This window comes from Flavobacterium flavipigmentatum (genome assembly GCF_020911905.1).
GTDB classification, from domain to species: Bacteria; Bacteroidota; Bacteroidia; order Flavobacteriales; family Flavobacteriaceae; genus Flavobacterium; species Flavobacterium flavipigmentatum.
Window position 1 is genome coordinate 1,521,754 of the sequence record NZ_CP087133.1, and the last position, 17,116, is coordinate 1,538,869.

Here is a 17,116-nt window from a genome sequence, read left to right on the forward strand (position 1 = left end):
ACTTTTATTTTTATTTTAGTAATTTTATGCTGTTTTATTAATCAATTTCTTTTTATTGTGTTTTTTTTAAAATTTTAATCTTAATTTCATTTGTTTAGTGAGGATATTATGTTAATTTGGCCAAATAAATACAATCAAATCCTATTTTTATGACTCAAAAACTACTCATTCTACTGTTTTTTTTCGGTTCATTTGTAATGAAGTCGCAGAATTTGGTTTGGAAAACAAACTTAAACGATGCTATTGCAATAAGTAATGAACAAAAAAAACCATTGCTCATTTATTTTACTGCAGCCGGTGTCTCGCAAAAATTTGAAGATGATATTTTTAAAACACCAGATTTTGCTGTTTGGTCGCGTGATAATGTTATTTTATTAAAGCTTGATTTGTCCAATACTACAATTTCTGATGCAGAGAGAGAACAAAACGTTAAGATAAGAAATGCTTTTGGCACAGAGGAATTGCCTCAAGTATGTCTAGCCCTTGCATCTATTAAAAAAATGAAAACCACTTTTAATGCTTTAGGCAAGGTTCCGTATAATTCAGGTGGAGTGCGAGCATGGATAATAGAAGCAAATGCTATTTTACGTCCGGAATAAACGAAAGTTCTACTCAATTTTATAATATCCCTTTTCTACAGTTGCATGAAAAGGGATGTTTTTTTTTGCGCAGGTTGCCTTCCAGTATTTTTGAAGAGCATAACGATTAGAAGCGTCGGCTATAATTATTTTTGGATGCAAATCTTGTAACATCCGCGCTACATTTATTTTTGGGGATTGTATCAAAAATACGATGTCAGGCTGTATATTATTTTTATAAATGCCAGAACTGTCTATTATAAAAATCTTGCTGCTTTTAAAAAACAAGGCATTTTTGATCTTATGAATTGCTTTTACTTTAGTTGAATTTTCAATTAAATAAGAGCTTAAAATTTTGTCCTGAGATTCTTTTTTACTGAAATAATCACTTGCAAAGAGAGTGATTTCATGTCCGTTTCTTTTAGAAATTAAGGTTTTGTTTTTTATGTTGTAAACAATTATCTCTTCTGTTTGATCTATTTTCTTTTTGGTATGAATGAAAGCAATCTGCAATGCAATTACAGTAGATAAAACCATCGATAATTTGGTATAAGTGGGTTGTTTAAGCCAAAGAATACTGGCAAATATTAAGATGTAAAAGATAATTAAATAAGATAAATTAAAATGAATATTACGGATGACAAAAAAATCAAATGAAGCAATAAAATGAATAATTTGATTTAAACAATAAATGCTTTTTTCGAAAATTGTAATCAAAAATAGCGGATTTGCGTTAATGACTGCTAGAAGAACCACCACAATTCCAACAAGCATTATAAAAGATAGAAAAGGTGAAATCACAAGATTTGTGATAAAAAATAATCCTGGAAATTGATGAAAATAATACAAACAGAGCGGCAAAGTACCAATTTGTGCGGCGATAGAAACGGTTAATACATTCCAGATATAGTCTGATATTTTGTTTTTGGGCTTCCAAAATTGTTTTAATAAAGGTTGGAGCCAAAGAATAAAAAACAAGGCTAAATAGCTCAATTGAAAACCTACATCAAATAAAAAATAAGGCTCAAAAAGTAAAATCAAAAATAAAGACACCAGTAAAGTATGGTAAAGGTTTCCGTTTCTGCGCAAGTGATTTCCAATGGCCAGAAAGGAGAACATAACAACCGAGCGTAATACAGATGGAGAAAGACCTGAGACAACCGCGAAAACGATTAGCGAGCCTATAATCGCAATTAATTTTAATAAAGATCCCTTTCGATTATTTGGAATTGGTTTTAAAATAAAAGTGATAAAAAGCATTATAAAGCCCACATGTAAACCCGATACAGACAGAATATGTGTAGCTCCGGAAAACTGATAATCCTGAATAATATCTGAAGCAATTTCTTGGCGCTGACCTAAAATAAGTGCCAAAGCTACATTCATTTCCGGAGTGCTAAAGTGATTTTTTTCGAGATTATGAATGATCCTTGAATGTAATTGTGAGGTATAATACCAAATGTCTTTTTGGAGTGTTTTACTAATTTTTATGGCTGATTTTTCGCTGTAAATTTGTGCATAAATCTGCTTATCAATCAGGTATCTACCATAATCAAATTGATTGGGGTTTTTAGGAAAACTGTGCGCGTGCAGAGTAGTTTGTATTTGAATTATATTTCCAATTTGCAACTCGTTTGTCGTGCTGTCTTTTTGAATATTGAGTATAATTCTACCAGAATAATAGTTGCTTTCTATCCTTTTTATTATGGCAATATAACGTTGGTTGTAGTCATTACTTTTTAACTTTTCACGCACCGTCATGGTTATCAATTGTGGTTTTGCAAAAGCTTTTTTGCAATGAGTATAATGTGATTTTTGCTGCGAATCGTTATGAAATAATAATGTTGTGATTCCGATAAAAAAGCAAGTCAAATAGGTACTTACGCCAAAATGAGTTTGCAAGGTCTTCTTGTCCTTCACTAAAAAATATAGAAAAAACAAAATTGTTACACAAAAAGCGAGTGCGCCTAAAGCCAAATAAAGTGACGGTTTTAGATAATAGCAAGCCATAACGCCCAAAACGAAGCTGAGGGTAATTTTGGCCAATGGGAAGTTTAATACTTTCATAGGAATTAAAAGTATTAAAAAAATGTAAGAAATAATTTATTTTTTTATAAATTATTCTAGAACTCGATTGATTTGCGTAAATGAGTCATGATAATACTTTTCTTTAGTCGAAGAAATAATGACACCTTTTGAAGTAGAAGAATGAACGAATTTTATTTCGAATGAATTGGCTTCGGTAATCAAGCCAACATGATTTATTTGACGACTTTTATTGGTCTTAAAAAAAATTAAGTCACCTCTTTTGGCTTTATCAAATGGTATAACCTGCCCGATTTTTGATTGGTCGAAAGAACTTCTGGGTAATACTATATCCTCCGATTGAAAAGTAAAAAACACCAAACCAGAACAATCAAAGCCATTTTTTGTATTGCCGCCAGCTTTGTACCGAATACCAATATTGTCTGTTGCTGTCTTGATTAAATTATCGACAATATATTTCTTTTCAACCTTGTTTTCTTTTTTATCTAAAGTAACTGAAGTCGATTTGCAAGCCGTAAAAATAGTTACTACCAGCAAAAAAAATAATAGTTTTTTCAAGAAAAAGATTTTTTTTAAATGGTTTTTAAATCTTCTACAATAAGCTTGGCTGTTTTTTTACTGGCGCCAATGCCACCTAATTTTTGTTCGAGAATAGTATAATTTTTTAATAGTTTTTCGCGGTAATTTGGTTCTAATAATTTTTGCAATTCTTCTTTGATGCGTTTTGTATTGCATTCATTCTGAATCAATTCGGTTACCACTTCCTGATCCATTATCAAATTGACCAGCGAGATATATTTGAGCGTGATAATGCGTTTGGCAATTTGGTAGGATGCCCAGCTTCCTTTATAGCAAACTACTTCGGGAACTTTAAAAAGTGCCGTTTCCAGAGTTGCAGTTCCGGAAGTCACCAACGCGGCTGTTGCAGAGCGCAATAAATCGTATGTTTTATTCGAAATAAATTTGATGTTTTTATTGGTGATAAATTTTTGATAAAACTCAAAATCCTGACTAGGAGCACCAGCAATTACAAATTGATATTCTTTAAAATCATCCACAACACTAAGCATTACACTCAACATTTTGGTAATTTCTTGTTTGCGACTTCCTGGCAAAATAGCAATAATTGGTTTTTCGCTTAGTTGATTTTCTTTTCTAAAAATAGCTTCATCAAAAGGAGGTTGGTTTTGTATTGCATCAATCAGAGGATGTCCGACAAAATCAACAGGAAAGCGATGTTTATCCTCGTAGAAACTTTTCTCAAAAGGTAAAATCACATACATTTTATCAACATCTTGTTTGATGGCTTTGATTCGATTTTCTTTCCAAGCCCAGATTTGTGGAGAAATATAATAATGTGTTTTATAGTTTAAGGCTTTTGCCCATTTTGCAATGCGCATATTAAAGCCCGGATAATCAATAAAAATGAGTACATCAGGTTGGAACTGAGTGATGTCTTTTTTACAAATCTCAATGTTGCTTAAAATAGTTTTTAAGTTAAAAATAACTTCGATAAAACCCATAAAAGCCAGTTCACGATAGTGTTTTACCAAAGTTCCGCCCGCTTTTTGCATCAAATCACCGCCCCAAAAACGAATTTCTGCCTGAGGATCTTCCTTAAAAAGTTCCTTCATTAAATTTGATCCGTGTAAGTCTCCAGAGGCTTCGCCAGCTATTATGTAATATTTCATAGTACTATTTTGAAAGTGTGTTTTGTCTTTACACAACTAAAAATTTTGCAACACAAATATAAGGTTTAAATAAATAAAGTCGAAAGTGCCAGAACAATCACTGCCAAAATAACGCCACGAGCCATTAATTCGCGGTTTATTTTAAGTAGAATTCCAAAAGCAATTAGGTCTAAAATAGTGCCTATCGTAATAACTTTCCCTAAATAACCATTTTCTCTAAGGATTTGAATTCCCGAAAAAATATCAGATTTGATATAAAAGGCTATAAACAGAAAACTACCGAGTAAAGAGGTTAAAATTCCGATAAGGAAACCAATAAAAATATCTTTTTTATCCATTCAAATTCCAAGTATTAAGTTCTTGTATGGTGTGATGTGCAGTTAAGTCAAATTGAACAGGAACTACCGAAATATATCCGTTTTCAAGGGCCCATTCATCGGTATCTTCTCCTTTGTCCTGATTAACAAATTCGCCGGAAAGCCAGTAATAATCTTTTCCGAAAGGAGTTTTTCGTTTGTCAAATTTTTCTACCCAAAGCGCTTTCGCTTGACGACAAATTTTAATTCCTTTAATGTCTTTTTCTTTAAGTTTTGGAAAATTAACATTTAAAACGACACCTTTTGGTAATTTTTTTTCCAGTGTTTCCAGGGCTATTTTTTTTACAAAGGATTGTATTTGCTGAAAATCTGCATTCCAATCATAATCCAGAAGAGAAAATCCTATGGCAGGAATTCCTTCGATTCCGGCTTCAACCGCAGCACTCATCGTTCCGGAATAAATGACGTTTATAGAAGAATTTGAGCCATGATTAATTCCTGAAACGCATAAATCCGGTTTTCTTTTTAGAATTTCATTCACCGCCAATTTTACACAATCAACAGGAGTGCCCGAGCAACTGTATTCGGTTACAGTGTCATTTTCCTTCGAAATTTTATTCAAATATAAAGTATTGTTTATGGTAATAGCGTGACCCATTGCGCTTTGTGGTTTGTCTGGCGCTACAACAATTACTTCTCCGATGGTTTTCATGGTATCAATTAAAGCTCTTATTCCGGGAGCCGAAACACCGTCGTCATTGGTGATTAGTATTAATGGTTTTTGGTTTTTCATAAAAAAATAAACTTGTTTTTTGAATCAATGTAGGATTTTAAAAGCAAATGTAGTGACAGATTTTGGTAGAATAGTAACAAATAAAATAAATTTTGTCAACTATCTTGTTTAGTGTTTTAGTACGTCAAACATTTTCATATCTTTAACAAAAAATTATAGTGAGCTTGGCTTTATTGGCACAGTTTTTACCGTAACTTAGATTAAAAAATTGATGAATGCTATTATTAAATTTATGAAAAGAAATTATAAAGTACTTATAGCCGTATTATGCTTGTCAGTAACGCTTTTTGCCTTCAAAATGAATGCAGAAAAGACGATCGATCCGGATCCGAATAAAGATAAAACTCTTTTAGAATTGCTTGCATTTGTCATAGAAAAAGGGCATTACAATCCTGCAGCTATAAATGACGACTTTTCGAAAGGAATTTTTAAAGATTATATTGAGGCGTTGGATCCTTCAAAACGATTTTTCCTTCAATCTGACATCGATGAATTCAGACAATATGAATTAATGCTGGATGATCAGTTTTTGAACAAAGATTTAACGTTCTTCAATCTTACTTATGCGAGATTGATGAAGCGTATGGAAGAAAGCAAAAAACGTTACAAAACGATCTTGGCGCAACCATTTAATTATGATGTTGACGAGACTTTCAACGCAGATTATGAGACACTTCCGTATGCAAAAAACACGGTCGAAATAAATGAAAGATGGAGAAAACAAATTAAATTATCGACGCTTTCTTCATTGGTTACCAAACAAAAGCTGGAAGAAGACAAAAAGAAAACGGATGCTTCTTATAAAGTAAAATCTTTTGAAACTTTAGAAAAAGAGACAAGAGAAAGTTCTTTAAAATCTTTAGATGATAATTTTAGTTTAATAAAAGACCTTAATAGAGGTGATTGGTTTTCAGTCTATGTAAACTCGATTATGTCTCGTTTTGACCCTCATACGAGTTATTTTGCACCAGAAGAAAAAGAACGGTTTGATGTAAATATCAGTGGTAAACTAGAAGGAATTGGTGCTCGTTTGACTAAGAAAAATGATTTTACTCAAATTGATGAATTGATTTCTGGCGGACCTGCTTGGAAAGGTAAACAGCTGGAAGCTGGAGATTTAATCTTAAAAGTAGGACAAGGCAATACAGAGCCAGTTGATGTGGTAGGGATGCGTTTGGATGATGTTGTTAAAAAAATCAAAGGTCATAAAGGAACCGAAGTTAAATTGACAGTTAAAAAAGTTGATGGAAGTATCAAGGTGATTTCTATCATAAGAGATATTGTAGAAATCGAAGAAACGTACGCAAAATCAAGTATTGTTGAGAAAAACGGATTGAAATACGGAGTGATTTATTTGCCTAAATTTTATATTGATTTTGAAAACAAAGACTCTAGAGATGCAGGTAAAGATATTGCACTTGAAGTAGATCGATTAAAGAAAGAAAATGTTAGTGGTATCGTACTTGATGTGCGTGATGATGGTGGAGGTTCTCTTTCTACGGTAGTAGATATTGCCGGATTATTTATCGAAGAAGGACCAATTGTTCAGATTAAATCTGCGGGAAAAAAGAAAGAAGTTTTATACGACAAAGATAAAAAAGTAGAGTGGGATGGTCCATTGGTTATCATGGTAAATAGTTTCTCTGCTTCTGCTTCTGAGATTTTGGCTGCTGCAATTCAGGATTACAAACGTGGAGTTATCATCGGTAGCAAACAAACTTATGGTAAAGGGACAGTACAAAATGTAATCGACTTGAACCAATTTGTACGTAATACAGAGTATGGAGATTTGGGAGCTTTGAAAGCAACTACTCAGAAATTTTACAGAATTAATGGAGGTTCAACGCAATTAGAAGGCGTAAGAAGTGATATTGTAATGCCAGATCGTTATGCTTATCTAAAAATGGGAGAACGTGACGTTGATAATGCAATGCCTTGGGACAAGATTGATCCAGCTGATTATAGCGCTTGGAAGTCAACAGAAAATTTTAATCAGGCAATTGCCAATAGTAAAGCTAGGATTGCACAGAATGCCCAGTTTAAGCTGATTGAAGATAATGCAAGATGGATTGATGTTAAGAGCAAAGAGAATACGTACAGCTTAAATATCAAAAATTTTAAAGAAACTCAGGCTCAGGTAGAAAGCGAAGGAAAAAAATACAAACCAATTACAGACTATAAAAACAATTTGGTTTTTAAATCTTTGCCTTACGAAGATCTTGAAATGTCTAAAGATGCGAGCTTAAAAGAAAAAAGAGAGTCTTGGCATCAGGCACTAGCCAAAGATGTTTATGTTGAAGAAGCTTTGAATGTTTTGGATGATTTACAATCTAAAAATATTTCAAAAAGTAATGTTTCGAGCAAAATGAAAAAAGATAAATTGGTTAAATCTTAATTGAAGCAAATCAATTGGTAAAAAAAAGCGTTTCTTAAATATTTAAGAAACGCTTTTTTTGTAATTTTCATTTTGAAATAATACAACTTTTTATGAAAAAATATCTTATACTCGTTTGGGTTGGTTTTTTACTTTTTTCATGTAAAAAAGAAAGCACATCTGGAACTGAAAATAAAATACCTCGTGAAGAAATTTCCTCAGCAGTTTCCAATCAAGTTGATACTGTCTCAGGGTTTTCTGAAGCTTATTTGCCTATTTCAACAACGAAACAAATCGTAAAACATGATTATTATACACTTTCGTATAATGAAAATTTTGAGCAAGCAGAATGGGTTGCTTACGAGTTAAAGGCCGAATATGTAAAAAACAATGATTTTAAAAGGCCTTATTTTGTGCAAGACCCCAACGTAATAACAGGCTCCGCAGATTGGCGGAATTATAAAAAATCAGGATATGATAAAGGGCATCTTTGCCCTGCAGCCGATATGGAATTTGATAAGAGAGCGTATAATGACACATTCTTTACATCTAATATTTCTCCTCAAAAACGCGATTTTAATAGTGGAATCTGGAATAGAATTGAGGAAAAAGTGAGATACTGGGCTCTTCGTGACCGAGATATTTATGTCGTAACGGGCGGCGTCCTGAATGATTTAGATAAAAAAATAGGAACAGAAAAAGTATCTGTTCCTAAATATTTTTATAAAATTGTTTTGTCAAAGTCTGGTAAGGAGTACAAAGCAATTGCTTTTTTAGTTCCGAATGAAGATAGTGACAAATCAATTTATGATTTTGTAGTTCCTATTGAGTCAATCGAAAAAATGACTGGAATAGATTTTTTTCCTAATTTGAAAAACTTAAAAAGTAGTCAGAGTTTTTAAATCAGTAATAGTTTGAGTAGGATTTTCTGCTTTAAAAACAAAACTTCCTGCAACCAAAACATCAGCCCCAGCTTCTACTAATTGTTTGGCATTTTTATTGGTTACACCACCGTCAATTTCGATAATTGTTGAAGCGTTTTTGCGTGTAATAAGTGCTTTTAATTTTTTTACCTTATCGTAAGTGTTTTCGATAAAAGATTGTCCTCCAAAACCAGGATTCACACTCATAATACAAACTAAGTCAATGTCATTTATTACATCTTCCAGCAAATCAATATTGGTGTGAGGATTAATGGCAACACCTGCTTTCATGCCTTCGGCTTTAATGGCTTGTAACGTTCTGTGCAGATGCGTACAGGCCTCGTAGTGCACACTTAAGATGTTAGCTCCTAAATCTGCGAAAGTTTTGATATAACGATCAGGATCAATAATCATCAAATGTACATCGATTGTTTTTTTTGCATGTCTCGAAATAGCTTCCAAAACGGGCATCCCAAAGGAGATATTCGGAACAAAAACCCCATCCATTATATCAATATGAAACCAATCTGCCTGACTATTATTGATCATTTCAATGTCACGTTGTAAATTGGCAAAATCAGCCGCTAGAACAGAGGGCGCAATAAGTGTATTCTTCATTGTGTAATTGTGTGTTGTGTTATTTTTGGCAAAGGTAATTATAAAAAATAAAAAACTCCGGTAATCAGCCGGAGTTTCAATCATCAATCAAAAAACGAACAGTCAATCAAACTGTTGTTTGCTGTTTAGTCGAAAGTCAAATGTCTAAAAGTCAAAAGAGACTTTTGGGCTTTATAAACTTTCTAACTTTAAGACTAGTTTTAGCCTAAATATGTTTTTAGAATTTTACTTCTTGAAGTGTGTTTTAATCTGCGGATTGCTTTTTCTTTAATCTGACGCACACGCTCACGAGTTAAGTCGAAAGTTTCTCCAATTTCTTCCAAAGTCATTGGGTGTTGGTCACCTAAACCAAAATACAAACGCACAACATCTGCCTCTCTTGGAGTTAATGTTTCTAGCGAGCGCTCAATTTCAGTACGCAATGATTCATGAATTAATTCTCTATCTGGGTTTGGAGACTCTCCAGAACGTAAAACGTCATAAAGATTAGAATCTTCTCCTTCTACAAGAGGCGCATCCATAGACAAGTGACGACCAGAGTTTTTCATAGACTCTTTTACATCATTTACCGTCATATCAAGTTCTTTTGCAATTTCTTCAGCAGAAGGTGGACGCTCGTTAGATTGCTCTAATAATGCGTACATCTTGTTGATTTTATTGATAGAACCAATTTTGTTTAATGGCAAACGTACAATACGTGATTGCTCTGCCAATGCTTGAAGAATCGATTGACGAATCCACCAAACGGCGTAAGAGATAAATTTGAAACCACGAGTTTCATCAAAACGTTGCGCCGCTTTGATTAATCCTAAGTTTCCTTCGTTAATTAAATCAGGAAGAGTTAATCCTTGATTTTGATATTGTTTAGCAACCGATACTACGAAACGCAGGTTGGCTTTTGTTAGTTTTTCTAAAGCTCTTTGATCACCAGCCTTAATTCTTTGTGCTAATTCTACCTCTTCATCAGCGGTAATTAGGTCAACTTTTCCAATTTCTTGTAGGTATTTGTCTAGCGATGCAGTTTCACGATTGGTTACCTGCTTGGTGATTTTAAGTTGTCTCATGTTTTTGTCTCCTCAATTTTAAAGTGTACAAGTAGTTATACGTAAGGCAGAACGAAAAAGTTACAACTATTTTAAAAAATATTTTATTTTTTAATTAAAGTACTCATTCATCAACATGTCATTACATAAGTTTTAATGAGCGGTTGTGTCTTTAACCTCAATAATTTTTTTGATAAAAACAGGTTTTCCGTTTGCAGTAAAACCTTCCAAGATTACTTCAAATTGTCCAGAAATATCAGAAGTATAAAATGTGATTGTTGAGGCCGCCGTTAGATCCATATTTGGTAGCCATAAAAGCTGGTGCCTGTAATCTGGGATTCTTTGGTTTTTATTGTCTGAATAATCAGGTTGAAAATATTCTTTTTTGCCTTGTGGTCTTAATAATTCTGGTCGAATTATAAAACTGCCATTGAGTTTTGTTTCATAATCACCGTTTTTGGTGGTAAAAGCCACAATTCCATTAAATGATTTCGCTCCGTAGTAATAGAGGCCTTTTACAACATTTACTTTATCAATATTCTTTGGGTTGTACGTAAAAAATTCATTCAAATTCTCAAGTATAAGTCCGTCAACAAGCACTAATGGTGCTAGCGAGAATTCATAGTTTTCATCATAATCATATACTTGTAAAGAATAGTTTTTGTTTTCTTTTCTAAAAACAACTCCATTTACGACTTCGGTAATGGTTTCTTCCATGGTTGGAAATCTCGTAAAATCATCAAGTTTATACTCTTTAGATACAGATCCGTAAAAAGGAGTAAATACAGATGGGGCAACTAAACTGTCTTTTTTGACATTGTAGTAAGCGTTTTCTATTTGACTTGCAATGACTCTTTCGCTAATATTTTTAGCAGATTCTGAATGGAATGGAAGTTTAGAAAAATTTAAGTTAGAAACTTCTATTGCTTTCGGGCTGTCAATTTTAATCGTGTAATTTTCTTTATTATATTCCAGTAATTGAACCGTAATGTTGGGGTTTGGATTAGCATTTTCAATATTAAAAAGAAACCTTCCTTGATCATCTGTCTTTCCTATTTTCAAATCATAATTTCTTCCAATAATAGAAAGTCCAACTTTTTTATTCTTAATTTCTTCGGTTGAAGAAGTTATTCTGCCTGAAATTATTTCGCCTCGCAATTCAGGTAATGTAAAATTGGAGCTCGTTATTTCAGAATTAAAAGCAGTGTTTTGATTCGTTTTTCGATATTCTGAAAAAACCATTTTGTTTTGGGCTAAAAAGCCATCTGTTTTTCGGATAGAAATCATGTAATTTCCTTTCAAATAATCCTCAGAAAGAGTGCTGAATTTCAACTGTACTTGTTCGCGATTATTAAATGTTTTATTTTTTAAATCAATTGAAATATCATTATTGTTGACATCTGCAAAAGTCAATTCTTTTGAATCAATTGTCGAATCAGCGGAAGTATTAACCTGATTTTCATTATATGGATTTACAATATAAATATCGGTGTTAAAATATTCTTCAGGACTTTTGTTCAGCATCCAGCTAGTGTATCCGATTATTTTGTACGTTCCTGTTTCTAATGTTGTCGGGATAAAAAAGTCGCCATTGCTGCTTCCGTTTTTAAGAAACAATTTATGTGTAAAAACGATTTTTTTATTGCTGTCAATAAGTGCAATGTAACCGATTTTGGTATATTTTGTAGGGGTATTTGTTGTTTTGTCGATGCAGAATATCTTGTACAACAAAGTCTCTCCGGTAACGAAAGAATTAGTATTGGTGGTTACAAAAATTGATTCGTTTAAATTCTTATCAACTTCGTAAAGATCAGCAACAGAATTATTTTTTTGTGCCAATGTAAATTGCTGATAACTTAGTAGTAAAGTTATGGCCAGTAAATATTTTAATCTATCCAAAATGATGGTTTTATATTTGATGAAAAAGAAGTACAATCTCCGCATTCTATAGGATATAATATATAGAGAGGCCCCTCAGTTGGGTAGTAAACTTTTATTCTGCTCTCGATTAATTGTACTATTGTTGGTCCTTGGCAGGTTGAATTTGGATTGGTACTGTAACAATTGTTGAAATAATATTCGGCGATATCACTATCTGGAATCGGTGCAGGACAATAATAAGGATAACTAGGCGGTAGTACTCCCTGAAAAAGGTCTGTAAAATTAAAAAAAAGTCTTTTTTCAGAATAAGAAGAAACATCAAAAAAACCAATTACTTTTTCGCCCGGACTATCAATCGATTTAATATTTCCGTACAAAAAACCAGGTTGAGTTTGAGACAAAACATTTCCGTTATTCGAAATTTCTTTTAGTGTTTCATAATAAGTATGAGCTGTCAGACTTTGTACATATTGTTTTACCAAAATACTGTATCTGTTTTTTATGATAGGGTCTTTGCTGCTGATGAATTTAATAGGGAAGTTGCTTACAATATCCTCTGATAAGTTGTTGGTATTGGTTAATAATATTTCCTCCGATTTTTGATTTGAATAGCAAGTTCTGGCCTCGGTGGTTCTTTTTCTCAGGGTCACTACATTGCCTGCGGGAATAGCTTCATCAGGATGCCACATAGGAGCAACGACTTTGTAGGTTTCGTCATATTCATATCTGTAATATTTAGATGTGTTTGTCGGGTCAGAGCTGTTTACTGTGATCTCGACGCCAAGTATTCCGTTTTTGGTTACTGCGGTAGGTACAACACTTGATATTTGATTGGGAGTAGTTAATTTTTCTATACTTGACTCGTAGGTTTTTCCGTTTTTGGTAAGAATATGTAATTGATATTCTCTATCGGGAAGCGCTTGAAAAGGCGTGATAGATGTATACGAAGCAGTATTTTGATCAAATTCATATTTGTTTCCTAAATTGTCGGTTATGTATACGACAGCTTGAGATTCAAATTGAGGAAAGTTTTCTTCAAGAGAATAGGTTCTTGAAATTTTTACTTCTTGGGTTTTATATTCGTTTGTTAATGTTGCTTCTATTACAACAACATCTTCAAAACCATTGTTTTGATATGCGTATGGTGTTGTGCATCCCAATATTGATGCTAAAAATAATATTGTAAGTAACGTATAGAGAAAGATCTTTTTCATCACCTTTTAAAATTTAAAATTATAAGTAATAGTAGGTATCGGCATACCAAAAATAGAAGTTTGATATGCTTTTATTTGTCCTTCTTTTGTAACAAAAAATATAGAATAAGGATTGTTTCTACCTAATACATTGTAGATAGAAATGTTCCAAAAACTGTGAGCTAATTTTTTTATTTTATGATTTCCTTCAATATTTAAACCTATATCCAGTCTGTAATAATCGGGTATTCTAAATTTATTTCGATCACTATAAAGCGTATATTCTGCTCCATTATAAGTGTATTTGCCTATCGGATAGGTAATTGGCCTTCCGGTTTGATACACAAAGTTAGAAGAAAAACTATAGCGGTGCGTAAATTTGTAATTCATCACAATGCTTACATCGTGAGGTTTGTCAAAATTCGTAGGAAAATAATCTCCGTTATTTACTTTTTCATCATTAAACTGACTGTCAAGCTTTATAAATGACCTGGAATAAGTATAGCCAATCCAGCCGTTAAGTCTTCCGTAGGGTTTTTTTAATAAAAATTCGACTCCGTATGCTTTTCCTTCTCCTTGTAGTAATTCGGTTTCTAAATCTTGGTTCAGGAGAATATTGGCTCCTACTTTGTAGTCCAGAATATTTTTAGATGTTTTATAATAGCCTTCTAAACTTAATTCGATGTCTTTGTAATCTAATGTTTTGAAAAGTCCTAATGAATATTGCAAACCGCTTTGTGGTTGCACATTCAAGTCAGATAATTTCCAGGTGTCTGTTGGTGCTTGTGTAGTGTTATTCGAAAGTAAGTGAATGTACTGAAAATTTTTGTCGAATCCTGCTTTTACAAAGAAACTGTCGTCAAAAATGTATCGTAAACCAATGCGGGGCTCAAAACCTCCAGAAGTATTGATGACTTCATTCTTACCATATTTCTTTTCTTCAATTACAGTTGAAGGTGTCATTGGAACTCCTTCCTTATAAACTTTTTGAGTTGCTTCTCCCAAAGCGGCATAAAAGGAATATCTTGCTCCGACGTCCAGTAATAATTTTTCGGTGATTTCAAACTTATCAGATAAAAACAATGCAGATTCCAGTCCCTTTTCGTCATCAATATTTATAGGTGTTACCAATGAGGATTCTCCGTTAGGGCTTATTTCTCCGGGATTCACCTTGTAAAGTTTTGTCGAAAGGCCGTAAGTAAATTTATGTTTGCTGTTATAGATTGTATTAAATTTTAAACTGGCCTGAGTCTCATCTATTTTGTACTTAAAAATAAAGGAATCAGGATTGGTCGATTGGTAGTTAATGCTAAATTTATATTCACTGTTGGTAACGTTAAATTCGCTATTTGTTTTTTCATTAAAAGCATGTTTCCATTTCAAAGAAATGAGTCTGTTACTGTATTTGTATAAAGAATCCGGAGTGATGGTATAGGCATCTTTGCTGTAATATAATGTGCCTTCTAAAGAGTTGCTTTTATTTATTTTATGATTGTATTTTGCAAATAAATCATAAAAAGAGGCTTGACTATTTTTCAGATTCTCATCGTCCAGCGTTTTTAAAATCCAATCAGAGTAAGTTGCTCTTCCCCCAACTAGTAGACTTGCTTTTCCTTTTACTACCGGAATAGAAGCTGTAAGATTGCTCGTAACGGGGCCAACTCCTCCTTCTCCAGAAAATTTTTCTGTATTTCCGTTTTTAGAAATAATATCAAATACAGAAGACAATCTTCCTCCATATTCAGACGGAATACCTCCTTTATAAATGTCTACTTTGTTGATCGTATAAGGGTTGATAGAAGAGAAAAAACCAAATAAATGAGTAGGGTTGTAGAGGGTTGCATTGTCTAATAACACAAGGTTTTGATCTTCTTTTCCTCCGCGCACATTAAAACCGGACGAACCTTCTCCAGCGGTTTTTACCCCAGGAATAGTCAAAGCAATTTTTAGAATGTCTCTTTCGCCAAGAACCAAAGGAATGGTTTTTACTCCTTCGGCTTCAATCGTGGTAACACCTGTTATAGCGGTTCTAACATTTTGACTTCCTTTTCCTTTTACCAGAACTTCATCCAGTTGGTTTATTTTTTCAGTAGTAGTAAAATCTAAAGTACCATTACTATAAATCATTATTTTTCTTGAAGTGCTTTTGTAAAATAATGATTCGATTTCGATAGTACTTATTCCGGTAGGAAGTTTTAAGCTGTAAAAACCGGCTGCATTAGTAATCGTGCTAATAGATGTATTTTTTACCTTAACGTTGATGTCTGCAAGGGGTTTGTCATCTTTTAAATCTCTAATATATCCCGAAAGTGTGTATAAATCAATGTCAGAATCTACAGCTTCCTTTCCTATTAATGCAATAGCGTTTTCAGTATTTGTTTTATCTTTTTTAATAGAATCATATTGCTGAAAAAATACTGGAGCATTATGAGTTGCAGAGCCTTTGGTGTTTTTACTTTGGTATTTGTCATAAATAATACTATTTTTTGTCAGTATTATTTTTCTCGCATCTATATAAAAATTAAGTTCGGTGTCTTCAAAGACTTTGGTGAGTACTTCTTGGATCGTTTTATTAGAATAATTTCCTGATATTAAAACGTTTTTGTCAAACCAATCTTCCTGAAAATAAAATGTATAATGGGTAGAGGCTTCGACTTTTTTTAGAACTTCAATTCGATTAATATTACTGAAACTTAAGTTAATGGTGGAATTTTGGTCTTGAGAGTACATTAATTGATTGAAACCAAATAATAATAAAATAATAGTAAATATTCTCATTTGGGCGATGCTATTGATTTAAATTGTTAATGTACTTCATTATGTTTTTCATAAATAATGATGGATTTTCTTTTCTTAAATCTTTGTTCAGGAAATAGAAGTCGTTTATTTTTCTTTTTTGATTTGGATATAATTGTATGATTTCTTTTTTATTATTTATTGAAATGAATTTATTATCCTTTAATAAAATAAACTCATATTGCGGTACAAATTGAAGAAGGGAGACATTTTCTTTCAGGATCTTTTTTTTCTCTTTGTAATGTTTTATGTAGAGAATAGTAGTATTGCTGGCAGCTATTTCTTCATAATAACCACCTTTAAAGAGTTGAAGATTTACTTCTTTTAAGTTGACGAATTTTTCATTACCGATTTTAAAAGAGCTGACATTTTCTTTAACGATATTTATTTTTGTAGTATTTGATTCATTATAAGGTCTGATAACTAATTCATCAGCATAGATATCATATTTTAAATATAAATCGAAGTAGTTCTGACCATTATAAGTTAGACTTCCTGTTCTGAAATCATCAGAAAAATAATAGCGATTTTCATTGTTATCCGTTTGGTCAAAATTCAAATGGGCAGATCCATTTTTAAAATCCATAGACTCGATACCCAGATTTTTATCAAACCAATTATAAGTAGCAACTTCATTGCTGGTTTGGCTATAAATAGAAGAAATGCTTAGGAATAATCCAAATAAAATTATAAAATGTAGTTTTTTTTGAAATGTTTTCAAAGGATTCGTGGTTTTGATGTTTTTGGTTTGGCTTTTTCAAAAGTATCAAAAAATTATTGTAAAACCCTTTTTATATGTTAAAATATAATGAAATGTTTGAACATTTTAAACGAAAAACCCCAATTCATGTACATGAATTGGG

The 17,116-nt window shown here is 32.5% G+C and carries 14 protein-coding genes; 3 read left to right on the forward strand and 11 right to left on the reverse strand.

Annotation, left to right across the window (positions count from 1 at the left end; all coding sequences use genetic code 11):
- The first annotated feature begins 149 nt into the window (after positions 1-149).
- Positions 150-599 carry a thioredoxin family protein gene (locus tag LNP22_RS06985; RefSeq protein WP_210667097.1) on the forward strand — a complete coding sequence of 150 codons (450 nt, stop codon included), beginning with the start codon at positions 150-152 and terminating at the stop codon, positions 597-599.
- 9 nt (positions 600-608) lie between these two features.
- On the opposite strand, the gene LNP22_RS06990 is transcribed toward LNP22_RS06985, so the two are convergent.
- The 5 genes from LNP22_RS06990 to surE all read right to left on the reverse strand — a co-directional run bounded on the left by LNP22_RS06990 (position 609) and on the right by surE (position 5,425).
- Entirely contained in the window at positions 609-2,645 is a 2,037-nt protein-coding gene (locus LNP22_RS06990; RefSeq protein WP_229975921.1) for a ComEC/Rec2 family competence protein, read from the reverse strand.
- A 51-nt stretch (positions 2,646-2,696) separates the two neighbouring features.
- Positions 2,697-3,182, reverse strand: coding sequence for a C40 family peptidase (locus LNP22_RS06995; protein WP_229975922.1), 486 nt, complete (start codon positions 3,180-3,182; stop codon positions 2,697-2,699).
- A gap of 14 nt (positions 3,183-3,196) precedes the next feature.
- Entirely contained in the window at positions 3,197-4,315 is a 1,119-nt protein-coding gene (lpxB, locus tag LNP22_RS07000; protein ID WP_229975923.1) for a lipid-A-disaccharide synthase, read from the reverse strand.
- A gap of 65 nt (positions 4,316-4,380) precedes the next feature.
- Positions 4,381-4,653, reverse strand: a complete 273-nt coding sequence (locus tag LNP22_RS07005) for a hypothetical protein (protein WP_229975924.1) — start codon at positions 4,651-4,653, stop codon at positions 4,381-4,383.
- Complete coding sequence (surE, locus tag LNP22_RS07010; RefSeq protein WP_229975925.1) at positions 4,646-5,425, reverse strand: 5'/3'-nucleotidase SurE; 780 nt, start codon at positions 5,423-5,425, stop codon at positions 4,646-4,648. The genes LNP22_RS07005 and surE overlap by 8 nt, the downstream gene beginning before the upstream one ends.
- A gap of 211 nt (positions 5,426-5,636) precedes the next feature.
- On the opposite strand from surE, the gene LNP22_RS07015 reads away from it, so the two are divergent.
- Positions 5,637-7,820, forward strand: a complete 2,184-nt coding sequence (locus LNP22_RS07015; RefSeq protein ID WP_229975926.1) for a carboxy terminal-processing peptidase — start codon at positions 5,637-5,639, stop codon at positions 7,818-7,820.
- Between the two features lie 92 nt (positions 7,821-7,912).
- Complete coding sequence (locus tag LNP22_RS07020; protein ID WP_229975927.1) at positions 7,913-8,701, forward strand: DNA/RNA non-specific endonuclease; 789 nt, start codon at positions 7,913-7,915, stop codon at positions 8,699-8,701.
- Here LNP22_RS07020 and rpe read toward each other — a convergent pair.
- From rpe to LNP22_RS07050, 6 genes are all read right to left on the reverse strand, one after another.
- Positions 8,678-9,340 carry a ribulose-phosphate 3-epimerase gene (gene rpe / locus LNP22_RS07025; protein WP_229975928.1) on the reverse strand — a complete coding sequence of 221 codons (663 nt, stop codon included), beginning with the start codon at positions 9,338-9,340 and terminating at the stop codon, positions 8,678-8,680. The two genes, LNP22_RS07020 and rpe, sit on opposite strands and share 24 nt — an antisense overlap.
- Before the next feature lie 200 nt (positions 9,341-9,540).
- On the reverse strand, positions 9,541-10,404 hold the full coding sequence (locus tag LNP22_RS07030; protein WP_007804760.1) for a sigma-70 family RNA polymerase sigma factor: 864 nt from the start codon (positions 10,402-10,404) through the stop codon (positions 9,541-9,543).
- A gap of 132 nt (positions 10,405-10,536) precedes the next feature.
- Entirely contained in the window at positions 10,537-12,282 is a 1,746-nt protein-coding gene (locus tag LNP22_RS07035) for a hypothetical protein (RefSeq protein WP_229975929.1), read from the reverse strand.
- Positions 12,270-13,478, reverse strand: a complete 1,209-nt coding sequence (locus LNP22_RS07040; protein WP_229975930.1) for a DUF4249 domain-containing protein — start codon at positions 13,476-13,478, stop codon at positions 12,270-12,272. The genes LNP22_RS07035 and LNP22_RS07040 overlap by 13 nt, the downstream gene beginning before the upstream one ends.
- A gap of 6 nt (positions 13,479-13,484) precedes the next feature.
- Positions 13,485-16,235: a TonB-dependent receptor gene (locus tag LNP22_RS07045; RefSeq protein ID WP_229975931.1), complete on the reverse strand. Its 2,751-nt coding sequence runs from the start codon at positions 16,233-16,235 to the stop codon at positions 13,485-13,487.
- 10 nt (positions 16,236-16,245) lie between these two features.
- Entirely contained in the window at positions 16,246-16,974 is a 729-nt protein-coding gene (locus LNP22_RS07050) for a hypothetical protein (RefSeq protein WP_229975932.1), read from the reverse strand.
- Positions 16,975-17,116 lie beyond the last annotated feature (142 nt).

What these genes read in the sequence shown, in the direction of transcription:
- LNP22_RS06985 (WP_210667097.1), top strand. Translation starts at nt 150, where the DNA reads ATGACTCAAAAACTACTCATTCTACTGTTTTTTTTCGGTTCATTTGTA.
- LNP22_RS06990 (WP_229975921.1), bottom strand. Translation starts at nt 2,645, where the DNA reads ATGAAAGTATTAAACTTCCCATTGGCCAAAATTACCCTCAGCTTCGTT.
- lpxB (WP_229975923.1), bottom strand. Translation starts at nt 4,315, where the DNA reads ATGAAATATTACATAATAGCTGGCGAAGCCTCTGGAGACTTACACGGA.
- LNP22_RS07005 (WP_229975924.1), bottom strand. Translation starts at nt 4,653, where the DNA reads ATGGATAAAAAAGATATTTTTATTGGTTTCCTTATCGGAATTTTAACC.
- surE (WP_229975925.1), bottom strand. Translation starts at nt 5,425, where the DNA reads ATGAAAAACCAAAAACCATTAATACTAATCACCAATGACGACGGTGTT.
- LNP22_RS07015 (WP_229975926.1), top strand. Translation starts at nt 5,637, where the DNA reads ATGAATGCTATTATTAAATTTATGAAAAGAAATTATAAAGTACTTATA.
- LNP22_RS07020 (WP_229975927.1), top strand. Translation starts at nt 7,913, where the DNA reads ATGAAAAAATATCTTATACTCGTTTGGGTTGGTTTTTTACTTTTTTCA.
- rpe (WP_229975928.1), bottom strand. Translation starts at nt 9,340, where the DNA reads ATGAAGAATACACTTATTGCGCCCTCTGTTCTAGCGGCTGATTTTGCC.
- LNP22_RS07030 (WP_007804760.1), bottom strand. Translation starts at nt 10,404, where the DNA reads ATGAGACAACTTAAAATCACCAAGCAGGTAACCAATCGTGAAACTGCA.
- LNP22_RS07040 (WP_229975930.1), bottom strand. Translation starts at nt 13,478, where the DNA reads ATGAAAAAGATCTTTCTCTATACGTTACTTACAATATTATTTTTAGCA.
- LNP22_RS07045 (WP_229975931.1), bottom strand. Translation starts at nt 16,235, where the DNA reads ATGAGAATATTTACTATTATTTTATTATTATTTGGTTTCAATCAATTA.